At 69.2% G+C, this 24,660-nt stretch carries 28 protein-coding genes; 12 read left to right on the forward strand and 16 right to left on the reverse strand.

All coding sequences use genetic code 11. The features are described 5' to 3' along the window. Nucleotides 1–9: 9 nt before the first annotated feature. Nucleotides 10–408 carry an ester cyclase gene (locus tag ABZ195_RS20090; protein ID WP_355220839.1) on the forward strand — a complete coding sequence of 133 codons (399 nt, stop codon included), beginning with the start codon at nucleotides 10–12 and terminating at the stop codon, nucleotides 406–408. Here ABZ195_RS20090 and ABZ195_RS20095 read toward each other — a convergent pair. Then, the gene (locus tag ABZ195_RS20095) at nucleotides 405–542 is read right to left on the reverse strand and encodes a hypothetical protein (protein ID WP_355220841.1); all 138 of its coding nucleotides are present in this window, start codon (nucleotides 540–542) and stop codon (nucleotides 405–407) included. The genes ABZ195_RS20090 and ABZ195_RS20095 overlap by 4 nt on opposite strands. Before the next feature lie 238 nt (nucleotides 543–780). On the opposite strand from ABZ195_RS20095, the gene ABZ195_RS20100 reads away from it, so the two are divergent. After that, nucleotides 781–1,176, forward strand: a complete 396-nt coding sequence (locus tag ABZ195_RS20100; RefSeq protein ID WP_355220843.1) for a metalloregulator ArsR/SmtB family transcription factor — start codon at nucleotides 781–783, stop codon at nucleotides 1,174–1,176. Next, nucleotides 1,176–2,210, forward strand: coding sequence for a cation diffusion facilitator family transporter (locus ABZ195_RS20105; protein ID WP_355220845.1), 1,035 nt, complete (start codon nucleotides 1,176–1,178; stop codon nucleotides 2,208–2,210). Before ABZ195_RS20100 ends, ABZ195_RS20105 begins: the two co-directional genes overlap by 1 nt. 24 nt (nucleotides 2,211–2,234) lie before the next feature. Here the strand turns inward: ABZ195_RS20105 and ABZ195_RS20110 are convergent, their stop codons facing one another. From ABZ195_RS20110 to ABZ195_RS20140, 7 genes are all read right to left on the reverse strand, one after another. Further along, complete coding sequence (locus ABZ195_RS20110; RefSeq protein ID WP_355220846.1) at nucleotides 2,235–2,498, reverse strand: hypothetical protein; 264 nt, start codon at nucleotides 2,496–2,498, stop codon at nucleotides 2,235–2,237. Between the two features lie 324 nt (nucleotides 2,499–2,822). After that, entirely contained in the window at nucleotides 2,823–3,173 is a 351-nt protein-coding gene (locus ABZ195_RS20115) for a hypothetical protein (protein WP_355220848.1), read from the reverse strand. A gap of 37 nt (nucleotides 3,174–3,210) precedes the next feature. Continuing rightward, entirely contained in the window at nucleotides 3,211–4,299 is a 1,089-nt protein-coding gene (locus tag ABZ195_RS20120; RefSeq protein WP_355220849.1) for an NADH:flavin oxidoreductase/NADH oxidase, read from the reverse strand. 5 nt (nucleotides 4,300–4,304) lie between these two features. Beyond that, nucleotides 4,305–4,751, reverse strand: coding sequence for a hypothetical protein (locus ABZ195_RS20125; protein WP_355220851.1), 447 nt, complete (start codon nucleotides 4,749–4,751; stop codon nucleotides 4,305–4,307). Between the two features lie 28 nt (nucleotides 4,752–4,779). Next, the gene (locus ABZ195_RS20130) at nucleotides 4,780–5,982 is read right to left on the reverse strand and encodes an FAD-dependent monooxygenase (RefSeq protein WP_355220853.1); all 1,203 of its coding nucleotides are present in this window, start codon (nucleotides 5,980–5,982) and stop codon (nucleotides 4,780–4,782) included. Continuing rightward, nucleotides 5,979–7,349: an MFS transporter gene (locus ABZ195_RS20135; RefSeq protein ID WP_355220855.1), complete on the reverse strand. Its 1,371-nt coding sequence runs from the start codon at nucleotides 7,347–7,349 to the stop codon at nucleotides 5,979–5,981. Before ABZ195_RS20135 ends, ABZ195_RS20130 begins: the two co-directional genes overlap by 4 nt. Nucleotides 7,350–7,385: 36 nt before the next feature. Then, the gene (locus tag ABZ195_RS20140) at nucleotides 7,386–8,864 is read right to left on the reverse strand and encodes an aldehyde dehydrogenase family protein (protein ID WP_355220856.1); all 1,479 of its coding nucleotides are present in this window, start codon (nucleotides 8,862–8,864) and stop codon (nucleotides 7,386–7,388) included. Between the two features lie 103 nt (nucleotides 8,865–8,967). Here ABZ195_RS20140 and ABZ195_RS20145 point away from each other — a divergent pair, with 103 nt between their 5' ends. From ABZ195_RS20145 to ABZ195_RS20165, 5 genes are all read left to right on the forward strand, one after another. Next, on the forward strand, nucleotides 8,968–10,743 hold the full coding sequence (locus ABZ195_RS20145; RefSeq protein ID WP_355220858.1) for a GAF domain-containing protein: 1,776 nt from the start codon (nucleotides 8,968–8,970) through the stop codon (nucleotides 10,741–10,743). Between the two features lie 76 nt (nucleotides 10,744–10,819). Next, nucleotides 10,820–11,989 carry a hypothetical protein gene (locus ABZ195_RS20150; protein ID WP_355220860.1) on the forward strand — a complete coding sequence of 390 codons (1,170 nt, stop codon included), beginning with the start codon at nucleotides 10,820–10,822 and terminating at the stop codon, nucleotides 11,987–11,989. 64 nt (nucleotides 11,990–12,053) lie between these two features. Continuing rightward, nucleotides 12,054–14,255, forward strand: coding sequence for a xanthine dehydrogenase family protein molybdopterin-binding subunit (locus ABZ195_RS20155; RefSeq protein ID WP_355220861.1), 2,202 nt, complete (start codon nucleotides 12,054–12,056; stop codon nucleotides 14,253–14,255). Beyond that, nucleotides 14,252–14,776 carry a 2Fe-2S iron-sulfur cluster-binding protein gene (locus ABZ195_RS20160; protein WP_355220863.1) on the forward strand — a complete coding sequence of 175 codons (525 nt, stop codon included), beginning with the start codon at nucleotides 14,252–14,254 and terminating at the stop codon, nucleotides 14,774–14,776. Before ABZ195_RS20155 ends, ABZ195_RS20160 begins: the two co-directional genes overlap by 4 nt. Beyond that, entirely contained in the window at nucleotides 14,773–15,759 is a 987-nt protein-coding gene (locus tag ABZ195_RS20165) for a xanthine dehydrogenase family protein subunit M (RefSeq protein ID WP_355220865.1), read from the forward strand. The genes ABZ195_RS20160 and ABZ195_RS20165 overlap by 4 nt, the downstream gene beginning before the upstream one ends. Here the strand turns inward: ABZ195_RS20165 and ABZ195_RS20170 are convergent. Further along, a complete protein-coding gene (locus ABZ195_RS20170; RefSeq protein ID WP_355220867.1) occupies nucleotides 15,752–16,009 on the reverse strand; it encodes a hypothetical protein in 258 nt (85 codons plus the stop codon). The genes ABZ195_RS20165 and ABZ195_RS20170 overlap by 8 nt on opposite strands. Before the next feature lie 29 nt (nucleotides 16,010–16,038). Continuing rightward, the gene (locus ABZ195_RS20175) at nucleotides 16,039–16,731 is read right to left on the reverse strand and encodes a guanylate cyclase (RefSeq protein ID WP_355220869.1); all 693 of its coding nucleotides are present in this window, start codon (nucleotides 16,729–16,731) and stop codon (nucleotides 16,039–16,041) included. 26 nt (nucleotides 16,732–16,757) lie between these two features. Here ABZ195_RS20175 and ABZ195_RS20180 point away from each other — a divergent pair, with 26 nt between their 5' ends. Beyond that, on the forward strand, nucleotides 16,758–16,919 hold the full coding sequence (locus tag ABZ195_RS20180; RefSeq protein WP_355220871.1) for a hypothetical protein: 162 nt from the start codon (nucleotides 16,758–16,760) through the stop codon (nucleotides 16,917–16,919). A 5-nt stretch (nucleotides 16,920–16,924) separates the two neighbouring features. Here the strand turns inward: ABZ195_RS20180 and ABZ195_RS20185 are convergent, their stop codons facing one another. The 4 genes from ABZ195_RS20185 to ABZ195_RS20200 form a co-directional block, all read right to left on the reverse strand. Further along, nucleotides 16,925–17,692: an adenylate/guanylate cyclase domain-containing protein gene (locus tag ABZ195_RS20185; RefSeq protein WP_355221001.1), complete on the reverse strand. Its 768-nt coding sequence runs from the start codon at nucleotides 17,690–17,692 to the stop codon at nucleotides 16,925–16,927. 57 nt (nucleotides 17,693–17,749) lie between these two features. Next, nucleotides 17,750–19,111, reverse strand: coding sequence for an HNH endonuclease signature motif containing protein (locus tag ABZ195_RS20190; RefSeq protein WP_355220873.1), 1,362 nt, complete (start codon nucleotides 19,109–19,111; stop codon nucleotides 17,750–17,752). Between the two features lie 189 nt (nucleotides 19,112–19,300). Continuing rightward, nucleotides 19,301–19,390, reverse strand: a complete 90-nt coding sequence (locus ABZ195_RS20195) for a limonene-1,2-epoxide hydrolase family protein (RefSeq protein ID WP_355220874.1) — start codon at nucleotides 19,388–19,390, stop codon at nucleotides 19,301–19,303. Nucleotides 19,391–19,554: 164 nt separating this feature from the next. After that, the gene (locus ABZ195_RS20200) at nucleotides 19,555–20,424 is read right to left on the reverse strand and encodes an alpha/beta fold hydrolase (protein WP_355220876.1); all 870 of its coding nucleotides are present in this window, start codon (nucleotides 20,422–20,424) and stop codon (nucleotides 19,555–19,557) included. A gap of 89 nt (nucleotides 20,425–20,513) precedes the next feature. Here ABZ195_RS20200 and ABZ195_RS20205 point away from each other — a divergent pair, with 89 nt between their 5' ends. Next, entirely contained in the window at nucleotides 20,514–20,987 is a 474-nt protein-coding gene (locus ABZ195_RS20205) for a VOC family protein (protein ID WP_355220878.1), read from the forward strand. Nucleotides 20,988–21,033: 46 nt separating this feature from the next. Next, the gene (locus tag ABZ195_RS20210) at nucleotides 21,034–21,939 is read left to right on the forward strand and encodes an alpha/beta fold hydrolase (RefSeq protein ID WP_355220880.1); all 906 of its coding nucleotides are present in this window, start codon (nucleotides 21,034–21,036) and stop codon (nucleotides 21,937–21,939) included. Here the strand turns inward: ABZ195_RS20210 and ABZ195_RS20215 are convergent. Then, entirely contained in the window at nucleotides 21,936–22,739 is an 804-nt protein-coding gene (locus ABZ195_RS20215) for an SDR family NAD(P)-dependent oxidoreductase (RefSeq protein WP_355220881.1), read from the reverse strand. The genes ABZ195_RS20210 and ABZ195_RS20215 overlap by 4 nt on opposite strands. 23 nt (nucleotides 22,740–22,762) lie before the next feature. On the opposite strand from ABZ195_RS20215, the gene ABZ195_RS20220 reads away from it, so the two are divergent. Next, entirely contained in the window at nucleotides 22,763–24,040 is a 1,278-nt protein-coding gene (locus ABZ195_RS20220) for a DUF1298 domain-containing protein (RefSeq protein WP_355220883.1), read from the forward strand. Here the strand turns inward: ABZ195_RS20220 and ABZ195_RS20225 are convergent. Further along, nucleotides 24,037–24,660, reverse strand: coding sequence for a TetR/AcrR family transcriptional regulator (locus tag ABZ195_RS20225; RefSeq protein WP_355220885.1), 624 nt, complete (start codon nucleotides 24,658–24,660; stop codon nucleotides 24,037–24,039). The two genes, ABZ195_RS20220 and ABZ195_RS20225, sit on opposite strands and share 4 nt — an antisense overlap.

Raw genomic sequence — 24,660 nt, forward strand, 5'->3', positions numbered from 1 at the left:
GATGGATCCGTGAGCGATCTACTGAGGATCTACCGGGACTACCTGACGTGTCTGAACGATCGGCGATGGTCGGACCTCGGCCGCTATGTCGCCGACGACGTAGTGCACAACGGGCGGGACTTGGCGCTCACCGGCTACCGCGCCATGCTGGAGGCCGACACCCAGGCGATCCCCGACCTGCAATTCGTCCCGGACATCCTGCTCGCCGACGACCGCGTCGTGTCGTGCCGACTGTCCTTCGACTGCACTCCGCGGCACGCGTTCCTGGGATTCGAGCCGACGGGTGGACGGGTGTCGTTCGTCGAGCACGTGTTCTACCGTTTCGACGACCGGCGGATTGGCGAGGTGTGGTCGCTGATCGACCGGGATGCCATCGGCCGGCAGGGTTTTCGCGAGAGTAATGCCTAACCCGCGTCCTTGGTGAGGGCGTAGTAGGCATAGCGGGTGTCGAGGTGATTCTCCGGGACCAACGTCACCAGTCGCGGAGTGAGCCCGCATTCTGCTGTGAGCGACCAGAATTCGTCGATGCCGAAGGTCGTCATCGTCGACGCGCTGCGCGCGTAGTCACGCTTGTATGCCCGGGGTAGCCAGTCGCGGAGTGGTACTTCATCTCGACGAACGCGACGCCACCCGGTCGCAGCATCCGCTCGGCGACGCGCAGGATGCAGGGCGACCTTGGTGCAGATTTCGCAAGACGAGCCAGAGCTGGCACATGTTCAGCGGACTGTACGGAACCGCACAGGTTTGACGGCGAGGCCCGCGAACGTCCATTATCTGCGTATGAATGCAGGTACGGGTGGATGCCGCCGCAGATTGCCCGACGACGAGGTGGGTCTCGTCGTCGAGGTGTTCCGGATGCTCGCCGACGCGACCCGCGTCCAGGTGCTGTGGGCGCTGGTGGACCACGAGATGTCGGTCAACGAACTCGCCGAGCACGTTGGCAAACCCGCACCATCGGTGTCGCAGCACTTGGCCAAGCTGCGGATGGCGCGCCTGGTCCGACCGCGCCGCGACGGAACGACGATCTACTACAGCCTGGAGAACGACCACGTCGCGCAACTGGTCACCGACGCCGTCTTCAACGCGGAGCACTCGGGGCCGGGCGTGCCCGGTCATCACGCCGGCGCCGCCGCCCTGCGCGCCCTGCATCCCGACCACCACGCGGAGAACGCCTGATGAGCCACCAACCCGCCACGGCGCAGGGGCACGACCACGATCATGACCACCACCACCACCACCATCACGACGGCTGGGGCGGTGTCCTCGGCGCGGCCGTCCGTGAGGTGTTCGCTCCGCACGGTCACGACGCCGCCGACGCCGTCGACGACGCATTGGCGTCCAGCGCCGCCGGCATTCGGGCCGTCAAGATCAGCCTGATGGCCCTGGGTGCGACGGCCGTCGCCCAGATGGTCATCGTCAGCGTGTCCGGGTCGGTCGCACTGCTGGCCGACACCATTCACAACTTCTCCGACGCGCTGACCGCCATCCCGTTGTGGATCGCGTTCGCGCTGAGCACCAGGGCCGCCACCCGCCGCTACACCTACGGCTTCGGCCGCGCCGAGGACCTCGCGGGACTGTTCGTGCTCGCCATGATCGCCGCCTCGGCGATCGTCGCCGGCATCGAGTCGATCCGTCGGCTGGTCGACCCCGTACCGGTGCAGCACGTCGGATGGGTGGCCCTCGCCGGTTTCGTCGGGTTCCTCGGCAACGAATTCGTCGCGGTGTACCGGATCCGGGTGGGACGCCGGATCGGATCGGCGGCCCTGGTCGCCGACGGCCTCCACGCCCGCACCGACGGCTTCACCTCGCTGGCGGTGCTTCTCGGCGCCGGCGCCGTGGCGCTCGGCTTTCCGCTGGCCGATCCGGTCATCGGGCTGGTGATCACGGTGGCGATCCTGGCCGTGCTGCGAACCGCCGCCCGCGACGTGTTCCGTCGCCTCATGGACGGCGTCGACCCGACTTTCGTCGATGCGGCGGAGGCCGCCCTGGCGGCCGAGCCCGGTGTGACCGCGGTGCGCAGCATCCGAATGCGGTGGATCGGGCACCGGCTGCACGCCGACGCCGAATTGGACGTCGACCCGGCTCTGCGTCTGTCGGAGGCCCATCGCATCGCCCACGACGCCGAACATGCGCTGACGCACGCCGTTCCGCGGCTGTCGTCGGCCCTCGTCCACGCCTATCCCGAACACGCCGGGAGCGGGCGGCCCTGACGGGCCGCCCGTCTCGCCCGGGCGTCAGAACGGCAGGTCGACCTGACCGTTGGTGGTGTCGATCTCGTCGTGGTTGGAGTCGACGTAACCGAGGTGCGACGGTTCCTGAGGCTCGGTGCCGAAGGGCACCAGCGGGTCGGTGCCCGCACCGCTGGCGGAGATGACCACCGAGTGGGTGGCGGGGGTCGGCAGCGGGGCCGCGTTGGCGGCGGGGGCAAGGGCGACGACACCGCCGATGGCGACGGCGGCCAGGCCCGGGATGACGTTGGTGAACGGTGACTTCTTCATGATGGCTCCTGGTGTGGATCGGTCTGTGTGACGTCTTCAATCCTGCGTCGGGGAGCCCGGCATGGAATCGACGCTGACACCCATTCGGTATTGCAGCTAGCCGGAAGGGATGCCGAGGTGTGGCCCTGCCGTGACCTCGGCGGGACCGGGATCGGCAAGGCTCGAAGCCGTGTCCGCCGTCGAGGTGATCGTGCTGATTGCCGCGATCCTGTGGATCGGCGTCGTGGTGGCGGCCCTGGTCGTCGGGATCCGCGTCACCCTCAAGCTGCGCGCGCGGCGCCGGCGAATCGACCGGGTGCTCTACCTGTTGCGGTTGCCCACGTCCTACGGATTGCCACCGTCGCGGCGGTCCCGGGGGCCGTCGCGGGGCGGACCGGGATCGATGAACGAGATGACGAAGATCATCGTCAGCAGCGTGAAGATGGCCAGGGCAGAGAGAAGATCGCCCCACTGGAACGGGTAGAGGGTGCCGTCGATGGAGAGCACCAGCACGGTCTCGATGACACCGAACACCAGGAAGAACAGTCCGAACAACACCCGAGAGATCCTCTGGTGCAACGCACTTCGACGCAGCTCGATGATCAGGGTGAGCAGCAGAAGAGGCAGTATCTGTGACAGCGTGGAGGCGGTCGGCCCGTCCATCACGATGATCTGAACGCCGCCCGGGTTCCCCATCGGTCGCACGCTAGCAGCCCACCCTGGGAGTCTGCGCCTAGCGGAACGCCCGTTCGTACTGGGGCGGGTGGGCGAGCGTGGCGCCGAGTTCGTCCGCGGCCTGCCGAATCCAACCGGGGTTGCGCAGCAACACGCGAGCCAGGAACACCGCGTCGGCGTCCCCGTCGGCGATGATCGTGTCGGCCTGATCGGCTTCGGTGATGAGTCCCACGGTGGCAGTGGGGATCTCGATCTCCTTGCGCACCCTTGCCGAGAACGGAACCTGGTAGCCGGGTCCGACGGGGATCTTCGCGTCCGGCGCGGATCCGCCGCTGGAGACGTCCATCAGGTCGACGCCCAGGGTCTTGAGCCGTGAGGCGAGTTCGAGCGTCTCGCCGACCGTCCATCCCGGGCGCTCGTCGTCGGTGTCTCCGCCGAGCCAATCGGTGGCCGAGACGCGGAAGAACAGCGGCAGCTCGTCGGGCCAGGCCTGACGCACGGCCGTCGTCACCTCCAGGGCGAACCGAAGCCGGTTCTCCAGCGAGCCGCCGTACTGATCGGTGCGGGCGTTGGAGTGCGGGGACAGGAACTGGTGGATCAGATAGCCGTGCGCCCCGTGGAGTTCGAGGACCTTGAAGCCCGCGTCGGCCGCGCGGCTCGCCGACTCGGCGAACGCCGTGACCAGGGAACCGATCTCGTCGACGCTCAACTCTGCGGGACGTTCCAGCCGGCCGAAGGGCCGGGCACTGGCCGCGACCGTCTGCCACGACTCGGGCGCACGGCTCTCGTCCGGCCAGGGCCTACCGGTCGAGCCCTTGCGCCCGGCGTGCACCAGCTGGATGCCCGGCACGGACCCCTGCGCCGAGACGAAGTCGGTGATCCGCCGAAATGCCATGGCCTGCCGGTCGTTCCACAGCCCGGTGTCGTAGACGCTGCTACGCCCCTGCGGGTGTATCGAGGTGGCCTCGACCATGACCAGGGCCGCGCCCGCAGCGGCCCGCGAACCCAGGTGCTGCAGGTGCCAGTCCGACGGAGATCCGACGTCCTCGCCGTCCGGTTGGGCGGCGAACTGCATCATCGGTGACATCCACGCCCGGTGGGCGAAGGTCACCTCGCGCAGCGAGAGGGGTGTGAACAGATGCGGCATGACTCCTACTTTCGGCCGGCAGTCAGCGGCAGCGGTGCGTTGGCGCTGTCGAGGTGCTCGACGGTGCTGAAGATCAGCTCGGTCTCACCGACGTTCTCGATGTCGTGCAACAGATATTCGCCGGGGCCGAAGTGGAAGTGACGGGTCTCGCCGGCATCGTAGGACACCTCGCGTACGGTCCCGTCGAAGGTGTGTTGCCTGCTGCGGCCGGCGTTGATCGCCGTCCAGAAGTAGTCGAGCACGTGCCGGTGGGCGTGCCAGCGTTCGCCCGGTGCCAGGCGGATCTCCCACACGCGCACCCGCTCGTTCTCGCTCAACAGTCGTGATCCGACCTCGCCGTCGTGAGCGTGCTCGGCGAATTCGGTCTTGAGCCATTCGGGCCAGCTGTCGAAGTCGGTGGAGACGAGGTCGCCCGCGAGGGGCAGATCGGAGAGGAAGCTGCTGTCGGTCATTCTGTCGTCCTTCATGTTTGGGGGTTGGTTACTTGCCGGGGCCGTAGAGCCCGAAACGCAGATCGGGATCGCCCGGCGTCCAGGTATTGCTGAACTGTGAACGCTCACCCATGGCCACGACGCGGCGCAAGAGGGCGTCGCTCATCTGGAGTTGGGCCGGCTCCCACTTCCGCAGTGCGGCCGCGACGTCACCGCCGGCCTGCTCGAGTGCGGCGGCCAGCGCCCACCCGTCGGCGGCCGCCTTGGCCGTCCCAGCCGCGGCGTGCGGCCGGGCCGCGCAGGCGGCGTCACCGATGAGCGCCACCCGACCCATGGCCATCCGCGCCGACCGGCTGTCGGAGACGACCTGCAGATAGGGGGTCTTGGTGGCTCGGATGACGTTCGCTATCGCTGGCGCCATGCGCTCGGCCGCGGTCTGCTTCATCTCGTCGATGTAGCGATCCTGCACCTGGCCCGGGTGCACGGACACGGAACCGGCGAAACCGCGCTTGTCGATGAGCATCTCGGTCAGGTCGGGCCCGGCGGCCACGTTGCGGTACCAGACGTAGTTCATCAAGCGGTCGTCGAGGCCGAGGCCGTTCTCGCCGGGGATCGGGTACATCGTGATGTGCGAGTGGGGGATCACCTGATAGGTGATGGCGTCCTGCAGGACGTCGCGCGTCGCGGCATCGAGATCGCGCAGCGCCACCGTGCCGCGCCATCCAACGTAACCCGAGTACTGCAGCCCGGATTCGGGGTCGAAGCGCTCGCGGGCCACCGAGGTGACGCCGTCGGCGAACACCACCAGGTCGGCGGTCTCGCGCCGGCCGCTGACGAAGCGAACGGTGACGCCGCCATCGTGTTCGCTGAATCCACAGGCATATTCACCGTAGTGGTAACGCTCGGTATCCGAGGAGGAGTTGAAGTCGGCGAGCAGCGCGCGGTAGAACGTGCCCCACGACGTGTAGGTCCAGGTGCATTCCTCGCGGTACTCGACGTCGCCGTCGGGGGTGAGGTACTGGACCGCGGAGGTCGACGTGCTCAGGTCGGCGAGACTCTGGCTGCTGCGCTCGGTGAACCAGCGCACCGTGTCGGGCTGCAGGACGATCCCGCTGCCCCGGCCGTCGAGTGCGGTGGGGGTGCGCTCGTAGACGTCGACGGTGAAGCCGAGGTCACGCAGTAACAGTGCGGCGGTAAGACCGCCGATCGATCCGCCGACGACGATGGCTCTGGCGTTGGTGTAGTCGCTCATGACGCGCTCTTCTCGCTGGGCTGAAGGAGTTGTGCAGGAATGGGATCGGCGGGCAGGGCGTCTCCACGGGTCTCCTTGCAGAAGGCCAGGCCGACGACGGCGATGAGGCCGAAGGCGGCCACCACTGCGGTGGCGACACCGAGGTTGCCGCCGAACCACGAGGTGGCGATGGCACCCGCCGCGAGCGGCCCGAGGGCGGTGACGTAGCGGCCCACGCTGTTGCAGACGGCCAGCGCGGTGGCGCGGACGCTCGGCGGGAACAGTTCGGGGGCGTAGATGAACGTCCCGGACAGGGCGCCGAACAGGCCGAAGCCGAGAAGTGGCATGACGAAGAGGTATTCGGTGTAGCCGCGGTCGAACGGGAACGTCCACGCCACGGTGACGGCCGAAACGCCGAAGCTGACCAGGAAGGCCTTGCGCCGGCCGATGGCGTCGGCGAGGAAGCCCCAGGAGGCATAGCCGACGATGCCGCCGGCGTTGAACAGCATCGCAGCGGTGGCCACCCGGTGATCGGCCAGTCCGGTCGGCAGGTTCTCGGCCGCGGTGAGCTGCCGGATGATCTGCGGGTACCAGGTGGACACGCTCCAGAAGGTGACGAGCGCACCGGATGCCAGCGCGGTGCAGATCAGCATCGGCCGCCGGAACGGTGGTACCAGCAACCTGCGCAGGACGAATTGGTCGGCAGCGGTACTGGTGCCGTTGGTCTTTCGTTCCCGGCGAGCGGTAAGGTGGGCGTTGATCTCGGGCGGCTCCGGCACGTAACGGCGGATGAACCAGACCACGAGCGCGGGCAGACCGGCCAGCGCCAGCATCAACCGCCAGCCGTGGCTACCCCACAGGGCGTAGGCGGCAGCGGCGGCGAAGAAACCGGCGGCGTAGCCCGACATCATGATTCCGCCGGCGCGGGCCCGGTATCGGTTGCGCCAGGTCTCGGCGATCAGAGCCGCTCCGACGGGTGCCTCAACCCCGGAGCCCAATCCCGCGATGAAACGTAGGATTCCGAGTTGCCACCAGGTGTCGGCGAAGGCCGCCAAGGCGCTGAAGACGGCATAGGTCAGGATGCCGAGCGACAACACCCGCGTGCGGCCGAAGTAGTCGGCCAGGACGCCGAACAGGATGCCGCCGGTCGCCCAGCCGATGAGGAACAGCGCGACGGTCATGCCGCCGTAGTAGCCGATCGTGGCGGGGCCGGCCTGCAGCCCGCTGTTGGGGAGCAGCTCGCTCATCGCCGGTCCGAGGACCAGGATGTAGAGGCTGCCGGCGAAGCCGTCTAGACCCCAACCGAGGGTGGTGCCCGCGAGGACGAGCCACTGGGTACGGGTGATCTCCCTGCGCCACCCCTGCGGTGGTACGGTGCTGGATGTCATGTGAAACCCTTCGTGCGACGAGTGATTCGAAACGGATCAGTTGAGCCGGCCGTGCTCCCCACCGCCGTACCAGTCGACGTGATCGGCGGCGGTGCGGACGACGACGGTCTTGATCCAGGAGAAGTCGTCGAACGATTCGGATCCGGCGTCCTTGCCGAGACCCGATTCCTTCACTCCGCCCCAGGGCAGGGACGGTTCGAGGCGATGGTGGTCGTTGACCCAGACCATGCCCGCCACGATGGCCGAGGCGACGCGATGGGCGCGCCCGACGTCGGTGGTCCACACTCCGGCACCGAGGCCGTAGCGGTTGTCGTTGGCCATCCGGACGGCCTCGTCCTCGTCGTCGAACGGGATGACGACGGCGACCGGGCCGAAGATCTCCTCCATCGCGACGGTGTTGGCCATCGTAGCGTCGGCGAGCACGGTCGGCTGCAGGAAGAAGCCCTGCTGCAACGCTTCTGGCAGTTCGGGCAGCCCTCCGCCGGCGACCAGGCGCGCGCCGTCGTCGATGCCGGCCGCGATCAGGGCCCGAACCTTGTCGCGTTGACGGGCGCTGATCAGCGGCCCCAGCTGGGTGTCGGCGTCGGTGGGGTCGCCGATGCGAATGGCGCCGGCCCGGGCAGAGAGGGCGGCCACGAACTCGTCGTAGACGTTGCGGTCCACCAGGAATCGCGAGCCGGCGACGCAGGATTGGCCTGCGGCGACGAAGGCGGCGAACGCAGCACCCTGGGCGGCGACCACGGGGTCGACGTCGTCCAACACGATGACGGGGGTCTTGCCGCCCAGTTCGGCGGTGACCCGGGCGAAACGCGACGCCGTGGCGATCGCCGCCGCGCGGCCTGCCTCGGTGCCACCGGTCAGCGTGATCTTCGCGACGTCGGGATGCTGGGTGAGCCGGGCTCCGGCCTCCCGCGCGCCGGTGACCACGTTGACCACGCCGTCGGGCAGACCGGCCTCGGCCATGATCTCGGCCAGCACCAGGGTGGTCAGCGGCGTCAGCTCCGACGGCTTGACCACGACGGTGTTGCCGTTGGCCAGGGCGGCCGAGACGCTGCGGGCCAGGATCAGCAGCGGGTGGTTGAAGGGGGTGATGATGCCGCAGACGCCCAGCGGGCGACGCTCCTGGTAGGTCAGGTAGGGGCCGTCGCCGGGCAGGACCGCCTGGCGCTGGGCGGCCAGCAGTCCCGCGTTGTAGCGGAACCACTCCGGCACCCGTGACAGCTGCGCACGGGTCTCGGTGATCGGCCGCCCGTTGTTCTGGGCCTCCAGCGTGTAGAGCCGGTCGGCGTTGGCCTCGATCGCGTCGGCGATGCGCAGCAGCAGGCGGGCGCGCTGGCTGCGGACCAGGGCCGGCCACGGCCCACTCTCGAACGCCGCCTTGGCCTTGGCGACGGCCGCGTCGACTCCGGCCGCGCCGTGTTCGGCGACGGTGTCGATGACGGCGCCGGTGGCCGGGTTGAGGATGTCGCGAACGTCGGCGTGGATGGCGGTGGGGCCGGGGACGGTGGTGGTCATGACTATGAGTGTCGTCACAGTGGGTCCGGCCCTCAATGTAGGTCGAGACATTCTTCAGGCAATCGAGTGTGCCGAGGAACACCTGCGTGGAATGCTGGTCGCCATGGCCATGGATGCGGGGGCGCCGCCGGACGCCGAATTGGTCACGTGGCTGAGCGCGCTGCGGGAGCTGAGTTCGGCCTCCACCTCGTCGGGCGATCTTCGCCACGTCCTGGACCTCGTCGCCGAGACGGCGAGATCCCTTCTGGGATTCGACTTCTGTGGCGTGCTGACGCCCGATGACGCCGATGAGGCCCTCGTCATCGCCGGGTGGAGTGGCCTGTCGGCCGAGTACGTGAGCCGGGTCAACACCGACCGACCGGTGCGCCTGGACAGCGGGTCGCCGTCGAGCCAGGCGTACCACTCCGGGCGGGCCGTGGCGATCCGCGACATCGACGCCGAGGCCGAGTTCCGGCCGTGGGGTGGCGTCGCCCGCGAGCAGGGCTACCGCGCGATCGTCTGCGTGCCACTCGTCGCCGGCGACCAGATCCTGGGCACCCTCAACGGCTACTACGCACCGGTGCACGCGTTCACCGGCAGCGAGGTGGAACGGTTGACCCTGCTGGCGAATCACGCGGCTATCGCGCTGACCTCGGCCAGCCGACTCGAGCAGCTCCGCCAACTCAATGAGTCTCTGCGTCATCAGCGAGACGCCCTCTCCCGCTCGGAGCAGATCCACGAACGTCTGCTGTCGGTGACGTTGAGGTCGGGTGGACTGGGCGGGATCGCGACTGTCCTCGCGGAATTGATCGGGCGCCCGGTGCTCGTCGACGACGCACGCAACGTCGTCCTGGCCACGGCGGGGGACGGCGCCGACCTGCCCGGGGACGCCGAGCGCGCGGCGGCCGTCGTCGACGGGGCGCTCGGATCGGCTCCCGTGCGCGTCGGCGAAGACGACGGGCCGGCCTACTTCGTCTCCGTCGCCCGGCTCGGTGACGACGTGGTGGCTCGAATCTGGTTTCCCACCGGCGAATCCGCACTCGACCCGGTGGGCGTCCGCGCCGTCGAGCACGCCTCGATCGTGATCTCCCTGGAGCTGCTGCGCATCCGGACGGCCGCTGAGGTGGAGCACCGGTTGCGCGGGGAACTGCTGGCCGAGCTGTTCAGCACCGGCCCCACCGTCCCCGAACGGCTCGCGCAACGCGCCCAGCGGCTGGGCCACGATCCCACCCGACCGCACGTCGTCGTGGTGGGCGCCCTGGGCTCGGCGGACGAACCCGCCGACAGCCGGCTCTACCAGCGGTCACTGTCGCTGGTCGCCGAACTCGCCCACTCGCGGCGACCACGGCCCCTGACGGCGATGCACCGAGGCAACGTCGTGACGTTGTGGCCGGTCGACGGTCAAGCCAAGGACGATGCCGCCGAATTGATCCGGCGGACAATGGGTTCGGTGTCGCGGTCCGCCGAGGCGACCGTCGCGGTGTCGGCGCCGGGATCGCATGGCTTCGGCGAGGCCTACCGCACCGCGAAGGGCGCGCTGGACATCGCGATGAGCGCCGGGCGCACCAACACCGTGGTCCGCCTGGAGGATCTGGGCGTACTGGGCCTGCTGCTGCAACTGGAGGACTCGTCGCAGTTGGTCGCCTTCGCCGAGCGCTCGCTGGGCCCGCTACTGGACTACGACGCCGCCCATCGCACCGACCTGGTCGAGACGCTGCGCACCCACTTCGCCTGCAAGCTCGACCGCAGCCGGACCGCGGGCGCCCTGCACATCCACCCCAACACCGTCACCCAGCGGCTGCGCCGCATCGAGCAACTCTGTGGCGTCGACCTCGCCGACCCCGCGATCGCCCTACAGTTCAGTGCCGCTCTCACGGTGCTGGACGTGGCCACGGTGTAGGGCGGCACATGCCTGCGGTAGAGGTGTGTGTGCGGCGACATTGCCGCGCGAGGCTGCCCGGGCGAGGCTGAGTTCCATGTCCGCCGCCGCCCACTCGTTCACGGCGGCCGTCGTCGGCGGCTCCGTCGGCGGACTCGCCGCCGCCCACGAACTGCGCTTCATCGGCGCCGACGTCACCGTCTACGAGCGGTCGGTCGACCGCACGCAACCCCGCGGCGCGGGAATCGTCATGCAGCCCGAGGTCGAATCGCTGCTGGCCCGGCTCGGCATCTCGGTGCCGTCGGTCAGCGTCCTGCTTCGGGAACGTCAGCAGCTGCACCGCGACTCGCGCATCGGCCGCTACGAGGCGCCGCAGTGGATGACGGCCTGGGACACCCTCTACGCCGCGCTGCGGGCGCCGCTCGACGACGTTCGATACCGCCTGGGCAGCGAGCTTGACGAGCTGAGCGTCGAAGGTGGCAGCATCACTGCCACTTTCGCCGACGGTCACCGGACGACGACCGACCTCCTGGTCGGTGCGGACGGTGTCGGGTCCACCACGCGCGGTCTGCTGCGGCTGCCCGGGGACGTCGCCTACTCCGGTTACGTCGCATGGCGCGGACTCGAGCCGGAAGCGGAGCTTCCCGGGCACTTGGTGGACCTGCTCGCGGAGCGGTTCACCGCTTTTGGCGCGCCCGGCATGCAAATGCTGTGCTACCTGGTCCCGGGTGCGAACGGCGATCGCGAGCGCGGCTCGCGTCGCGTCAACTGGGTCTGGTACGTCAACACCGCCGAGAAGGCCCTCGCGCGGCTGCTGACCGGCCGGTCCGGGCGGCGCTACGACAACTTCCTGCCGCCGGGGGAGCTGACCGCCGAGCACCTGGCCGAGGTGACGACGATCGCCGAACGCACCCTTCCCCGTCCGTTCGTCGAACTGATCGGCCAGTCGACGCTCTTCATGCAACCGGTGTTGGACCTGCCACCGTCGCGGATGGTCGTCGACCAGGCGGTGCTCATCGGCGACGCGGCGGGGACGGTGCGACCGCACACCGCCTCGGGAACGTCGAAGGCGCTCGGCGATGCGGCCACCCTGGCGGGCGCCCTGCACGGCTGGGAGGCCGGCGCGGATTCGCCGCGGCTCGGCCCCTGGGAGGCGCACCGAATAGCGCACCTCGAGTCGGTGGCACGCTCGGGCCTGCGGTTGGCTGCCCAGTCGTTGCTCGGCCCAGCCGGTCCCGATCATTCGGCATGCGCCGATGCCAGGTAGCGGGTATCTGTAATGGGGGCCAGCATCGTCGACGTGGACCGTGTTGAGAGGCGAGGGTGACGACATGACGTCGACCGCAGATGCGCCAGGGGTCATCGGCTCGCCGATGAACCGGGTCGAGGGCATCGACAAGGTGACGGGCCAAGCGATCTACACCGCGGACGTCGTCGTCCCCGGGACGGCGTACGCCGTGCTGGTGCAATCGGAGATCCCGCACGGCACCGTCACCGCCGAGTCGCTGCGGAGCAGCACCCAACGCGCCCTCGCCGCGCCGGGCGTGCTGCATGCCCTGACACCCCTGAATTGCCCTGCGCTGCAACCACCGCCGCGTGACATGAGCGACGACCTGCCGCTCGAACGCCGCCCGCCGCTGTCGGACCTGACCGTGCAGCACGTGGGCCAGCACATGGCGCTGGTGGTCGCCGACACGCTCGAGAACGCCACGGCGGCCGCGGCCTCGTTCGAGCTGTCCTACGAATCGGCCCCGGCTCGGCTGGGCGCGCGCGAGGTGCTCGACGAGCCGGGTGGCTCCGACGACGACGGCGGGCCCATCCGCCACGGCGTCTACCAACCCGACCACTTCGTCAAACTCGTCGAGGAGAAGCTGCAGGACAGTCGCGGCGCCGACGACGAACCCGTGGGGGCGACAAGGGTTTCGGCTCGCTACACCACACCCCGCAACGCGCACTATCCGATCGAACTGTCGGCGACCGTCGCACAGTGGGACGGCGACGTGCTCACCGTCCACGACACCACCCGCTGGATCACCGGCGAACGCGTCGCGCTGGCCGCCTACCTCGGCATTCCCGAGGCGAACGTGCGCATCGTCTCGCGGTTGGTCGGTGGGGCGTTCGGCTCGAAGAGCTTCCTCTGGATGCACGTCGCACTGTGCGCCGTCGCGGCACGGGAGGTGCGACGTCCGGTCAAGCTGGTGCTGACCCGCGATCAGATGTTCTCCTCCACGGGGCACCGCCCCAGGACCGACCAACACCTGGCGCTTGTCGCCGACGACGCCGCGCGCATCCTCAGCACCGAGCAGCACACCCTGACCGAGACCTCGACCATCGCACACTTCTGTGAACCCGTCGGACTCTCGGCCCGCTTCCTCTATGATTCGCCGCGGCTCGTCGTGTCCCACACCGTCGCCCGGATCAACCATCCCACACCGTGTTTCATGCGCGGCCCGGGTGAGGCGCCAGGCCTGTTCGCCCTCGAGGTGGCGATGGACGAGTTGGCCTACGCCTCCAACGTCGACCCGCTCGAACTACGGCTGCGCAACGACGCCGACCACGACCAGGCCAGTGGCAGGCCGTGGTCGGGCAAGCATCTGCGGGAGTGCTACCTGCAGGGCGCCGAGCGCTTTGGTTGGGCGGACCGGCCGATGGCATCGCGAACGCTGACGCGCGACGGCCTCCGGGTGGGCTGGGGGATGGCGACGGCCACCTATCCTGGCCGGCGGATGCCGGCGAGCTGCCGCGTCACCACCACTGCGGACGGCCACGTGCGATTCGCCTCGGCCACCCACGAGGTCGGCACCGGCGTGCGCACCGTCATGACCCAGATCGCGGCCGAGGCGGCCGGCCTCGACGTCGCGATGGTGGGGTTCGACTCGGGCGACTCGCTGTTCCCCGACGCGCCCTACAGCGGAGCTTCGCAGACGACCGCCACCGTCGGTTCGGCGGTGCATCGGGCCGCCACCGAGTGGCGAAAGAAGCTGGACGACATGGGTGCTCACGTTAGCCGCCTCGCCCCGGATCAACTGGCCACCCTGAACTTCACCATCACCAGCGACGGCGTCGCCGACGACGGGCCGGTGTCGCAGTCGTTTGGTGCGCACTTCTGCGAGGTCACGGTCGACGAGCAGATCGGGCGGGTGTCGGTGACCCGATGGGTGGCGATCATGGACTGCGGTCGGGTGCTCAACCCCAAGCTGGCCCGCAACCAGGTGATGGGCGGCATCACCTTCGGACTCGGCATGGCACTGCTCGAGCAGGTGCCCTACGACGCGCACACCGCTCAATTGATCGGGGAGTACTACCTGCCCACCCACGCCGACCGCCCCGAGTTCGACATCGGCTTCGTCGACGTGCCCGACTACGGCCTCGACCCGGTAGGGGTTCGGGGCATCGGCGAGATCGGCGCCTGCGGTGTGCCCGCGGCGATCACGAACGCCATCTTCCACGCCACCGGGACGCGGTTGCGTGATCTGCCAATCACCCTGGAGCAGTTGATGACACCGTTCGACGCCGAGGCAGGCACGCCATGAGAGAGCTCGTGCTCGTGGTCAACGGGGTGACGCGCACCGTATCCGCCGACGTCAGGTCGACGCTGCTGGACCTGCTCCGGGAGACCTTGCACCTGACGGGCACCAAGAAGGGCTGCGACCACGGACTCTGCGGGGCATGCACCGTCGCGGTCGACGGCGAGCGGGTGGTCAGCTGCCTGACGCTCGCCGCCTCCGTCGACGGCCGGGACGTGCTCACCGTCGAGGGCATCGCCGACGGGGATCGACTGCATCCGCTGCAGCAGGCCTTCGTCGACTGCGACGGATTCCAGTGCGGCTTCTGCACCTCGGGCCAAATCTCCTCCGCGCACGCCATGCTGCACGAGCACGCCAGGGGCGACCTGTCCACGGCGTCGTTCGAGGCCGGCCGCGCCACGGTGTGCCACGGCCCGAAGACGTTGTCCGACGACGAGATTCGGGAGCGGATGGCCGGCAACATCTGTCGCTGCGGTGCCTACGCCAACATCGTCGAGGCCATCGCCGGTGTGGTGGAGGAGAAGTGAAGACCTTCGACTTCGAGCACGCCACCACCGTCGAGGGCGCCGTCGACCGCGTCGTCGCCACCGGCGGGACCTACTACGCCGGCGGAACGAACCTGCTGGACCTGATGAAGGGCGGGGTCGAGTCGCCGACGACCCTCGTCGACGTCGGTCGCCTGGGACTGCGCGAGATCACCGATACCGACACCGGTGGCGTCCTCATCGGCTCGGGCGTCACCAACAGCGCGCTGGCCAACCACCCGTCGATCCGCACCCGCTATCCGGTGCTCTCCCATGCGATCCTGTCGGGGGCGACGACGCAACTGCGCAACATGGCGACCGTCGGCGGCAATCTGCTGCAGCGCACCCGGTGCCCGTACTTCATGGAAACCGCCTTCGCGCAGTGCAACAAGCGTCGACCCGGCTCGGGGTGTGCGGCGCGGGACGGCTTCAACCGCGAGCACGCCATCTTCGGGGCCAGCGACTCGTGCGTCGCGATCCACCCGTCCGACATGGCCGTTGCGCTGGCCATCCTCGACGCGACGGTGCACGTATACGGTCCCGACGGCCGGCGCGAGGTCTCGATCGCGGACTTCTTCCGGCGGCCCGGCGACGAGCCGCAACGGGACAACACGCTGCGCACCGCGGAGCTGATCGTCGGCGTGGAGTTGCCACCATCGCCGTTCGCCGAGCACTCCTGGTACCTCAAGGTGCGGGACCGGCACAGCTACGCCTTCGCATTGGTGTCCGTCGCCGCCGGGTTGCACGTCGAGGACGGCGTCGTCAGCGCCGCCGCCGTGGCGATGGGTGGCGTCGCGCCGATGCCGTGGCGCGTGGCGCAGGCCGAGGCGGAGTTGATCGGCCAACCGCCGGACGAGGCCGCCTTTCGGCGGGTCGCGGAGCGGATCATGGCGGGCGCCGAACCGTTGGCGCAGAACGGGTTCAAGGTCGACCTGGGCAAGCACTCGGTGGTTCGCGCGCTGTCGACGGCGCTACGGGTCAGCTGACGTCGCCGACGTCCTTGTCCCGGTTGGCGTCCTTGCCGCAGAACTCGAGGGTGGCCGCGACGCGCGCCGCGACGTCGGAGGTCGAGGCGTTGCGGCCGTTGCGGGCCTTGAGGACGTTCGCGATGGTGGCGCTGCGGGTGTCCTGACTCATGCCGGTGAAGTCGTGGCAGGTGGTGGATTCGTCGCCGATTCCCGCGCACCCCGCGAGCGTGACCCCAATGGCGGCGAACACTGCGACGGTTCGGTACATGCCTCGACGCTACGGTACCCAGCCGTGGGTCAGAGGACGACCGAGATCTCGTCACCGAGGTCGTAGCCGGGCGCGAGGGGCAGCGTGTCACCGCTCCAGAACTTGCCGGGGTCGAACCAGTTGGTGTCCTTGTCGGTGGCCAGCAGACCCATCTCCTGATAGGTGACGGCGACGGTCTCCGCACAGTAGGCGGTCTCCAGCCCCACCTTCTGGCGTCGCTCCCGCTTGCGACCGGTGACCCGCTGAACCCGGTCGTCGAGGATCGGGATGCCCTTGGTCCAGTCGTGCAGCGTGGGCACCCGGCCGCGGAACCATCGTGCGGTGAGCTTGGCGGTCGTCGGGAACGCGGTGCCGTCCATCCGGGCGACCACTCGGAGCAGGTCGTCCTCCTGTTGGCGGGCGGCATACGGCGTCAGCTGGCGCAGCCAGCAGCGCTGGCCGTAGGTGAGCATCCACCGTTCCACGGCCTGGCGGAGGTCGTTGAGTTGTACCCCGCGGTGATGTCCGCCGCTCCACAGGCATTCGAGCTTGTCGCCGAGTTCGGCGTGCCAGATCAGCGGTGGCAGATCGTCGACGGCCACCGTCATGCCCACGTGGTTGACGGGGGCGTTGGTCATGGTCTGGATGGCGCGGTCGGGACCGGACTCGCCGCGGAACAGCCAGATGTCGCCGGTCCGGGTCTCGGCCAGGGCACGCTCGAGCGTCACCGTGTTCGCGTTCACCAGGGCAGCTTAGGCAAACTAGGGCGATGCGAGGCATCTGGAAGTGGATCGGTCTGGCCGGTGTCGCCGGGGTGGTGGCGGGCGGCGCGCTGGTGGCGCGGGATCAGCGCAAGCGACGTGCCTACACCCCCGACGACATTCGGGCGAGGCTGCACCAACGACTCGCGGAGGCCGGCGCCGGCGAGTAGGCGGTTCAGATGGCCACCGAGTAGAGCCGGTGAGTGCCGTTGAAACCCTTGAGTTCGGCGTCCCTGCCGTCGTCGACGGTGACGTCGTCACCGAGCGCGTCGCGGACGGCTTCGCTGATCAGGATCTCGCCGCCCTGCGCCTCGGCGGCCACCCGGGCCGCCATGGCCACGTTGCGGCCGAACAGGTCGTCGCCGCGGCGTACCGACTTGCCGGCGTGAATGCCGATGCGTACGCGAATTCCGTTGGGTCGCTTCGTGAGCTGACGCTGCAAGTCCATGCTGCACCAGACGGCCTGCTCGGGTTGGGCGAAGGCGATCATGAAGCCGTCGCCCTGGCTCTTGACGACGTAGCCGCTGTGGCGCTTGACCAGACGGCTGACCATCTTGTCGTGCCGGTCGATGAGGCGCACGAAGGCCCGGTCGCCGATGCGTTCGTTCAGCGCGGTCGACCCCTCGATGTCGGAGAACACGAGGGCGACCCGACCGTTGGGCGCCAGCCGGGCCAGGTCGGGGCGTTCGACTTCGGCCCAGTCGGCGAGGTCCTCGATGTTGGAGCGCACGGCGGCGCCGAAGCCCTCCTTGCGGAAGATGTTCGCGGTCTGCCACACCGTCTTGACGGCCTCGCGGCCGCCGCTCACCAGATTGGTCCGGGTGTCGAGCCGGCGCTGCAGCTCACCGAGTTCCTCGTCGCGCTTCTTGACCCGCTGCCACAGCACGGCGATGGCGCAGGCCTCGGCGACGGCCACGGCGAGCAGCAGGTAGATCGCGATCATCGGTAGCGACACCGGTTGATTATCGGCATGTGATCCTCCCGCCCGCGGCAGGCACCCTCAGGCCGCGCTCTCGTCGTCAGATGTGAGGAGGCGTTCTGGGTGGTGGAGGTAGTTGACGCGGGTTTGGCCGACGTCGAGTTGCGGGGGTGGGATCCACTGCACCACGCCGTCGACGAGAGCGACGGTCCACCCGGTTTCGGCGAGGCGGTTGTCTCCGCCGCAGGCGAGGGTGACGTCGTCGATGTCGGTCTGTCCGTTGTGGGCCCAACCGGTCATGTGGTGGACCTGGGTGCCGTATCCGGGGACGGTGCAGCCGGGTTTGGTGCACCCGCGATCGCGGGCGTGCAGGACGATTCGTTGCCCAACCGACGCCAACCGCTTGGTACGACCCAGGTACAGAGCTTCGTTCGAATGCTTGTCGAACACCGCCAGGTAGTGGTGGGCGTGGGCGGCCATCCGGATCAGGTCCGCCATCGGCAGCAGTGACCCGCCGCCGGTGACCCCGGACCCGGCCCCGGATTCCAAATCCTGCAGGGTGGTGGACACGATGACCGTGACGGGTAACCCGTTGTGCTGCCCGAGTTCCCCGGATGACAGAACAGTGCGTCCGATGGCGACGAGTGCGTCGTGGTTGCGTTGCCCAACGCTGCGGTCATCGCCGTCGATTTGTTCCTGGGACGGGGTGCCGGAGGTGCGGGGTTCACAGTCGGCGGGATTGCACATCCCCGGCGCCGCTAGTTTGGCGAGGATCGGTTCGACGACCGCCCTGGCTTCGGGGCCGAGTAGCCCGGTCAGCCGGCTCATCCCGTCGGCCTGCTGCGGCCCCAATCGCAGGAATCGCTTCCGGGCGCGGTCGGAGTCGTCGGGTTCCGGGCCGTCCTGGTCGATCGCCGTCGCCAACTTCTCCGCGGCCTTCCGTAATTCTTCGGGCCCGGTACTGGAGCCGACCGACGCCAACGTGACCTCGGACAGTTCTTTGACCTCCGGATCCACCCAGCCCGGAAGCTTGTCGAGGAAGGACCGGATGATCGTCACGTGCTCGGGGCCGAGGGCCCCGCGGGCTTGGGCGCTCGCGGTGGCGGGCAGCTTCGGTGCCAACGGCTGCCCGCTCAGTGTGGTGCGGTGCCCGAGATCTTCCGCCTCGCAGAGTCGTCGGCGGGCCTCCTTGCCCGAGATCCGCAACCGTTGGGTCAGCACGCTGCCCAAGGACTTCGCGCCCAACTCCACCGGGGAGGCTTCGCGCTGCAGCCGGGCGATCACCCGGTGCCCGATCGTGGGTAGCTGCCAAGTCGCGGTCTCGAGTTCACCGAGCAGTTCGACTAATTCGTGGTGGGTGAACTGGTCGCAGTCCAGCTCGACGAGTTCGGTCACGGCAGCGCGAATCACCGCGACTGCCGCGGTGACCCGATCCGAACTCATACTCGAACACTAGTACGACCCACCGACAAGAAATATGTCCGTGTGACTGTTGAAACCACTGTGACACAGGAGTTTTGGATGAAAGTCAATTCGCTCGGGGGCGGGCACGGGCACCTTGCAGCGGGCGACGATCGCGCGAAGGATCCTTGTGCGGTGATGCGGTGGCCCAACGGAGACAACGGATTGCGGCTACGCCAATCCCGCCGTCACCGTTGCCAGATCGAAGTAGTCCCGCCACGCCGAGATGCGGCCGTCGCGAACCTCTAACACACCCACCACGGGAAGCAGAGCTCGATCGACGCGATTTTCTCAGCGGGTGCCATTGGAATGTCGTGGTAAACCGCATCTTCGATGAACGAGCTGTGGGATGACCTCGACGTTCGGCGCGGCCCACAGGGTGCAGAACTCGGTCACCAGCTCGGCAGGATCGGTCGTCATGCGGTTCACCGATCCACGAAGGCCACGACGGCCTCGGTGAACGCGTCGTTGTCGTCACCGGCGGCGGTGTGGCCCGCGTCGGATAGTTCGACGAACTCCGCCCGCGGCACCTTGGCCAGGAAGTCCTGCACGCCCTCGCTGCTCACCACGTCGGACAGCTTGCCGCGAATCAACAAGATGGGGATCTCCAGGTCGATCGCGGACTGCTCGAGCGCATCCATCCGGACGAACGGGTCGTCGGCCGGCTTGGTCAGGAACGCCGGATCCCAATGCCAGTACCACCGGCCGTCGCGCAGTCTCAGGTTCTTCTTCAATCCCTCCGGGCTGCGAGGCTTGGCCCGGTGCGGCAGGTAGGCCGCCACCGCGTCGGCGGCTTGCTCCAGGGAGTCGAAACCGTCGACCCCGCTGAACATGAAGTCGCGGATGCGGGCACTGCCGTCCTTCTCGAAGCGCGGCACGACGTCGACGAGCACCAGCTTGACGACCACGTCGGCACCGGCCTGGTGCGCGGCGAGGATGCCCGTCAACCCGCCCATGCTGGCCCCGATCAGCACCGTCGCGGTCCCAATCTGATCGATCACCCGCAGCGCGTCGGCGCACAGCGAGTCCACGGAGTACTCCGCGGTGGGGGAGCGGTCGCTGTCACCGTGGCCGCGGCTGTCGAGGGCGACGACGTGGAATCCGGCCTCGGCGAAGATCTGGCCGGTGTTCTTCCAGGAGTGCCGGTTCTGGCCACCGCCGTGCAGCATCAGGATGGCGGGCCGGTCGTGCGCCGTCGCCACGTCGCGGTTCCACTCGTCGGCCACGAGGGTGAGGTCGTCCGCGCCGCGGAATTCGACGGTCACCGGCGTGCTGGTTGCCTCGCTACTGGACATCCCCGCACGTTACTCGTGGGCGACGATGACTTTCGCGGGGACCGTCGGTCAGCCTCCATGACCGCGTTTCCGACGGAAGGACACTCCCCATGCCGGCGATCATTCCCTCCCTGTGGTTCGACGACGATCTCGAGGAGGCCGCCGAGTTCTACACGTCGGTATTCCCCAATTCGTCGATCGAGGGATTCACCCGCTACACCGAGGCCGGCCCGGGCACGCCTGGCACGGTGGTCTCCGGGACGTTCGTGCTCGATGGACAGCGGTTCGCCGGCATCAACGGCGGTCCGGTGTTCTCGTTCGGCGAGGCGGTGTCGTTCGTGGTGCGGTGCGCCGACCAGGACGAGGTCGACCACTACTGGCACCGACTCGTCGAGGGCGGTGAGGAATCGCAGTGCGGCTGGCTCAAGGACCGCTTCGGGCTGAGCTGGCAGATCGTCCCCGAACGGCTCTACGAACTGCTCGGCGACGGCGATCCGGCCCGCGCCGCGGCGGCCACCACGGCGATGCTCGGCATGCGCAAGATCGTCGTCGCCGACCTGGAAGCCGCTCTCCGCGACGCGTGAGCCGGGTACGTTGAACGCGACGCACGCGGCTACTCGAGGAGCGAACATGGCAGACGAGGAGCCGCGCTGGCTCGACGTCCCCACTCCGGATGCCCATCTGAGGGCATTGTCGTGGGGGCCCGACGGAGCCCCGATTGCGTTGTGTCTGCACGGTTTTCCCGACACCGCCCACGGCTGGCGCAAGGTCGCACCGGCCTTGGTCGAGGCCGGCTGGCGCGTGGTGGCGCCGTTCATGCGCGGGTACGCACCGTCGTCGACCTCGGCCGACGGGAGTTACCACGTGGGCGCCCTGATGGACGACGCGCTGCGCGTGCTCGACGCCGCAGGCCCGACCGGCCGCGACGTGCTCGTCGGACACGACTGGGGTGCGATCGCCGGCGCTGGCTTGGCGGCCATGCCCGACGGTCCGTTCGGCAAGGCCGTCATCATGTCGGTGCCGCCCGCGGGTACCTTCCGGCCGCTGGGCCGAGTACCCGACGCGGGCAAGCTGGCCGCGATGCTGCCTCGTCAGCTGCTGCGCAGCTGGTACATCATGTACTTCCAATTGCCGCTGCTGCCAGAGCGTTCCGCCGAGTGGGTGGTGCCCCGGCTGTGGCGACAGTGGTCGCCGACCTACGACGCGACCGAGGACGTGGCACTGGTCCTCGACGCCGTCGGCGCGCCGGAGAACTGGCGTGCCGCCCTCGGCTACTATCGGGCGACCATCCGCGGCAGCACGCCACCGCCGCGGTACGCCGAACTACACGAGCACTGGTTGGCTCCCCTGCGGGTGCCCACGCTCTACCTGCACGGCTCCGACGACGGTTGCGCGTCCGCGGATTACTCACGGTGGGTGGAACCGGCGTTGCCGCCTGGCAGCCGGGCCGAGATCGTCGACGGCGCAGGGCACTTCATGCAACTGGACCGCCCCGATGACGTCGCGCGGCGCATCCTCGACTTCGTCGGGAGCTAGCGCGTCTTCAGGGCCGGGTGGGTGCGCGCCAAGATCGGTAGCAGCACTCGGCGCGGGAGGAGCCGGTAGGCCGCCGCGCCGACCCTGTTGAACGCGCCGGGGACGACGACGGCCTTGCCGGCGGCCAACCCGTCCACCGCCGCGACGGCGACGTCGGCGGCGTCGACCCACATCGCCTTCGGCAGCGCCGCCTCGGCGTCGGCGTCCGAGATGCCCGCGGCCGCACCGAAGCCCGTCTTCACCGGGCCGGGGCACAGGGTCGTGACGGCAATGCCCGTTCCAGCCAGCTCCTGGCCGAGGGCCTGGGTGTAGGACAGCACGAACGCCTTGGCCGCGCCGTAGGCGGCCTGTCCGGGCAGCGGTCCGAAGGCCCCGACCGACGCGACGTTGAGCACGGCGCCCCGGCCCCGCGACACCATGCCGGGCACGAAGCGGCTGCACAGGTCGACCACCGCGGCGACGTCGACCTCGACGAGGTTGAGTTCGGCGACGGGGTTCGAGGACGCAATCGGGCCGGAGGTACTCAGGCCGGCGTTGTTGACCAGGACGTCGACCACGCGGCCCAGGTCGGCGACTCGGGCCGGCAGCGCGGCGCGGTCCTCGGCCTTGGCGAGGTCGGCCGCCAGCACCTCGGCGGACGGTCCGAGCGAGGTGGCCAGGGCTTCGAGCTTGTCGGCCCGCCGGGCGACCAGCACGACGTGCCGGCCACGTCGGACGAATTCTCTGGCGAGTTCCTCGCCGATACCCGACGAGGCCCCGGTGACGAGCACGGTTGCGTCGGCGCTGAGCGCAGGGAGCATGACCGCAGCCTAGCCTTGGGCGCATGACGCAGGAGCGGCTGACGCCGATCGACGCGCAGACGTTCTGGCTGGCCGCGAAGATTCCGAATGACACCGTGCTGATGTTCGGCTTCGCCGGTGTGCCCGCCGACGTCGCGGGGGCACTCGCCGAGATCGAGTCCCGCGCCAGCAACTATCCCGAACTGGCGTGGCGGGTCGAGGACGGCGGGTCGCGGGGTTACCCGCGTTGGGTTCACCGCGGCGTCGACCGGTCGCAGTTCGTGCTGCACGACCTGCCCGAACGCACCTGGGCGGCCTGCCTGACGGCGGTCGGAACCGTGATCGACGACCGGTTGGACGCCACCGACACGGCCTGGCGGTTGCACGTCTTCACCGACGTCCACGACGTGCCGGGGGCAGACGGTCCCGGCACCGTCGCGGTGTTGCAGATCTCGCATGCCCTCGGCGGGGGCGGTCGCACGTCGGCACATGCAGCGCTGATGTTCGGCAGGGCCGGGGTCGTCCCGCCGGGGATCGAGCAGCCGCCGGTGGGACCGATCAGGTTGCCGCTGGCCGGTCTTCGCGCCGCCAGGGCGCACCGCACGCTGGACGCCGACGTCGAGGCGGGCACGGTGCCGGCGCAGGCCCGGCTGCGTCCACCGCTGCGCACCAACGACCGACCGTCCGGGCCGCGCGCCCTGCGTACCGTGGTGCGGCGGCGCTCCGAGTTGGGGAGTGCGACGGTGACGGTGGCCGTGCTGTCGGCGGTCTCGGTTGCGCTCGCCACCGAACTCGCCACTCTCGGTGACGACCCGTCGGCGCTGGGTGCCGAGGTGCCGATGACCAAGCCGCCACCGCGCTTGGCGTACAACCACTTTGGCAACGTCGGCGTGGGACTGTTCCCCGAGCTGTCACCGGCGCAGCGGTCGACCCGCATCGCCGAGGATCTGGCGGCCAGGCGGTTGCGTGCGACGCACGCCGCGATGCGCGCCGACGATCTGGCGTTCGCCGCAACGCCCGCGACGTTGTTGCGCTGGGGGATGGGCAAATTCGACCCGAACGCGCGTCCCCCGGCGGTGACGGGCAACACCGTGGTGTCCAGCGTGAACGTCGGTGCGGCCGACTTCGCCTTCGGCGGCGCGCCCGTCGTGCTGGCCACGGCGTTCGCCGGGCTGTCGCCGATGATGGGCCTGACCCACGTCGTCGGCGGTGTCGGTGACACCGTCACGATCGGGGTTCAGGCCGCGGAGTCGGCACTCGGGGGCGCCGACGTCCTCGACCGCTACGTGGCCCGACTCGACGCCGCGCTCACGGCGCCCTAGGCCCGCAGAGTGCCGATGCCGACGTCGAGCGCGGCCTCGAGATATTGAAGATCGCCGGTGCTCATCAACATCAGCACCCCACCCTGGATGCCGGCCAACAACGCGGCGGCTGCCCGCGACGCGTCGATTCCGGCGTCGACCTTGCCCTGGGCTTGCATGGCCCGGACGCCCACCTCGATGTCCGAGCGCCACCGGTCGATCAGCGTGGTGGTGACGGCCTGGGCGCCGGGCGTGCGGCCGATCTCCGACATCACCGTCGACAGGGGGCAGAGCTGCCCCTGCCGTCGGTAGCGGTCCACGACGGTGTCGCGCCAGCGCTGCCAGGCCGCCCAGGACGTCAGCGCGCCGAGGTGGGGTTGCTGGTCGCTGATGACCAGCGCGGCCTCCTGCTCGGCCACGGCCAGCAGCAGCTGCTCCTTGCCGTCGGGAAAGTAGTGGAAGAGCTGGCTCTTGGACGTCTCGGTGCGTGCCATCACGTCTTCGAGCGTGGTGGCCACCGCCCCGCGGACCCGGATCTCGGCAGCCGCGCCGTCGACGATCCGCTGTCGCGTCGCGCGGCCCTTGGGGGTGAGTCGTCGGAGATCGGGATCCGACGTCACCGCCCCGGCGTTTGGACTCAC

Origin of the sequence: Mycobacterium sp. NPDC006124 (genome assembly GCF_040614235.1) — a bacterium.
GTDB lineage: Bacteria > Actinomycetota > Actinomycetes > Mycobacteriales > Mycobacteriaceae > Mycobacterium.

What these genes read in the sequence shown, in the direction of transcription:
- ABZ195_RS20095 (WP_355220841.1), bottom strand. Translation starts at nt 542, where the DNA reads ATGACGACCTTCGGCATCGACGAATTCTGGTCGCTCACAGCAGAATGC.
- ABZ195_RS20100 (WP_355220843.1), top strand. Translation starts at nt 781, where the DNA reads ATGAATGCAGGTACGGGTGGATGCCGCCGCAGATTGCCCGACGACGAG.
- ABZ195_RS20105 (WP_355220845.1), top strand. Translation starts at nt 1,176, where the DNA reads ATGAGCCACCAACCCGCCACGGCGCAGGGGCACGACCACGATCATGAC.
- ABZ195_RS20110 (WP_355220846.1), bottom strand. Translation starts at nt 2,498, where the DNA reads ATGAAGAAGTCACCGTTCACCAACGTCATCCCGGGCCTGGCCGCCGTC.
- ABZ195_RS20115 (WP_355220848.1), bottom strand. Translation starts at nt 3,173, where the DNA reads ATGGGGAACCCGGGCGGCGTTCAGATCATCGTGATGGACGGGCCGACC.
- ABZ195_RS20120 (WP_355220849.1), bottom strand. Translation starts at nt 4,299, where the DNA reads ATGCCGCATCTGTTCACACCCCTCTCGCTGCGCGAGGTGACCTTCGCC.
- ABZ195_RS20125 (WP_355220851.1), bottom strand. Translation starts at nt 4,751, where the DNA reads ATGACCGACAGCAGCTTCCTCTCCGATCTGCCCCTCGCGGGCGACCTC.
- ABZ195_RS20130 (WP_355220853.1), bottom strand. Translation starts at nt 5,982, where the DNA reads ATGAGCGACTACACCAACGCCAGAGCCATCGTCGTCGGCGGATCGATC.
- ABZ195_RS20135 (WP_355220855.1), bottom strand. Translation starts at nt 7,349, where the DNA reads ATGACATCCAGCACCGTACCACCGCAGGGGTGGCGCAGGGAGATCACC.
- ABZ195_RS20140 (WP_355220856.1), bottom strand. Translation starts at nt 8,864, where the DNA reads ATGACCACCACCGTCCCCGGCCCCACCGCCATCCACGCCGACGTTCGC.
- ABZ195_RS20145 (WP_355220858.1), top strand. Translation starts at nt 8,968, where the DNA reads ATGGCCATGGATGCGGGGGCGCCGCCGGACGCCGAATTGGTCACGTGG.
- ABZ195_RS20150 (WP_355220860.1), top strand. Translation starts at nt 10,820, where the DNA reads ATGTCCGCCGCCGCCCACTCGTTCACGGCGGCCGTCGTCGGCGGCTCC.
- ABZ195_RS20155 (WP_355220861.1), top strand. Translation starts at nt 12,054, where the DNA reads ATGACGTCGACCGCAGATGCGCCAGGGGTCATCGGCTCGCCGATGAAC.
- ABZ195_RS20160 (WP_355220863.1), top strand. Translation starts at nt 14,252, where the DNA reads ATGAGAGAGCTCGTGCTCGTGGTCAACGGGGTGACGCGCACCGTATCC.
- ABZ195_RS20170 (WP_355220867.1), bottom strand. Translation starts at nt 16,009, where the DNA reads ATGTACCGAACCGTCGCAGTGTTCGCCGCCATTGGGGTCACGCTCGCG.
- ABZ195_RS20180 (WP_355220871.1), top strand. Translation starts at nt 16,758, where the DNA reads ATGCGAGGCATCTGGAAGTGGATCGGTCTGGCCGGTGTCGCCGGGGTG.
- ABZ195_RS20185 (WP_355221001.1), bottom strand. Translation starts at nt 17,692, where the DNA reads ATGATCGCGATCTACCTGCTGCTCGCCGTGGCCGTCGCCGAGGCCTGC.
- ABZ195_RS20190 (WP_355220873.1), bottom strand. Translation starts at nt 19,111, where the DNA reads ATGAGTTCGGATCGGGTCACCGCGGCAGTCGCGGTGATTCGCGCTGCC.
- ABZ195_RS20200 (WP_355220876.1), bottom strand. Translation starts at nt 20,424, where the DNA reads ATGTCCAGTAGCGAGGCAACCAGCACGCCGGTGACCGTCGAATTCCGC.
- ABZ195_RS20205 (WP_355220878.1), top strand. Translation starts at nt 20,514, where the DNA reads ATGCCGGCGATCATTCCCTCCCTGTGGTTCGACGACGATCTCGAGGAG.
- ABZ195_RS20210 (WP_355220880.1), top strand. Translation starts at nt 21,034, where the DNA reads ATGGCAGACGAGGAGCCGCGCTGGCTCGACGTCCCCACTCCGGATGCC.
- ABZ195_RS20215 (WP_355220881.1), bottom strand. Translation starts at nt 22,739, where the DNA reads ATGCTCCCTGCGCTCAGCGCCGACGCAACCGTGCTCGTCACCGGGGCC.
- ABZ195_RS20220 (WP_355220883.1), top strand. Translation starts at nt 22,763, where the DNA reads ATGACGCAGGAGCGGCTGACGCCGATCGACGCGCAGACGTTCTGGCTG.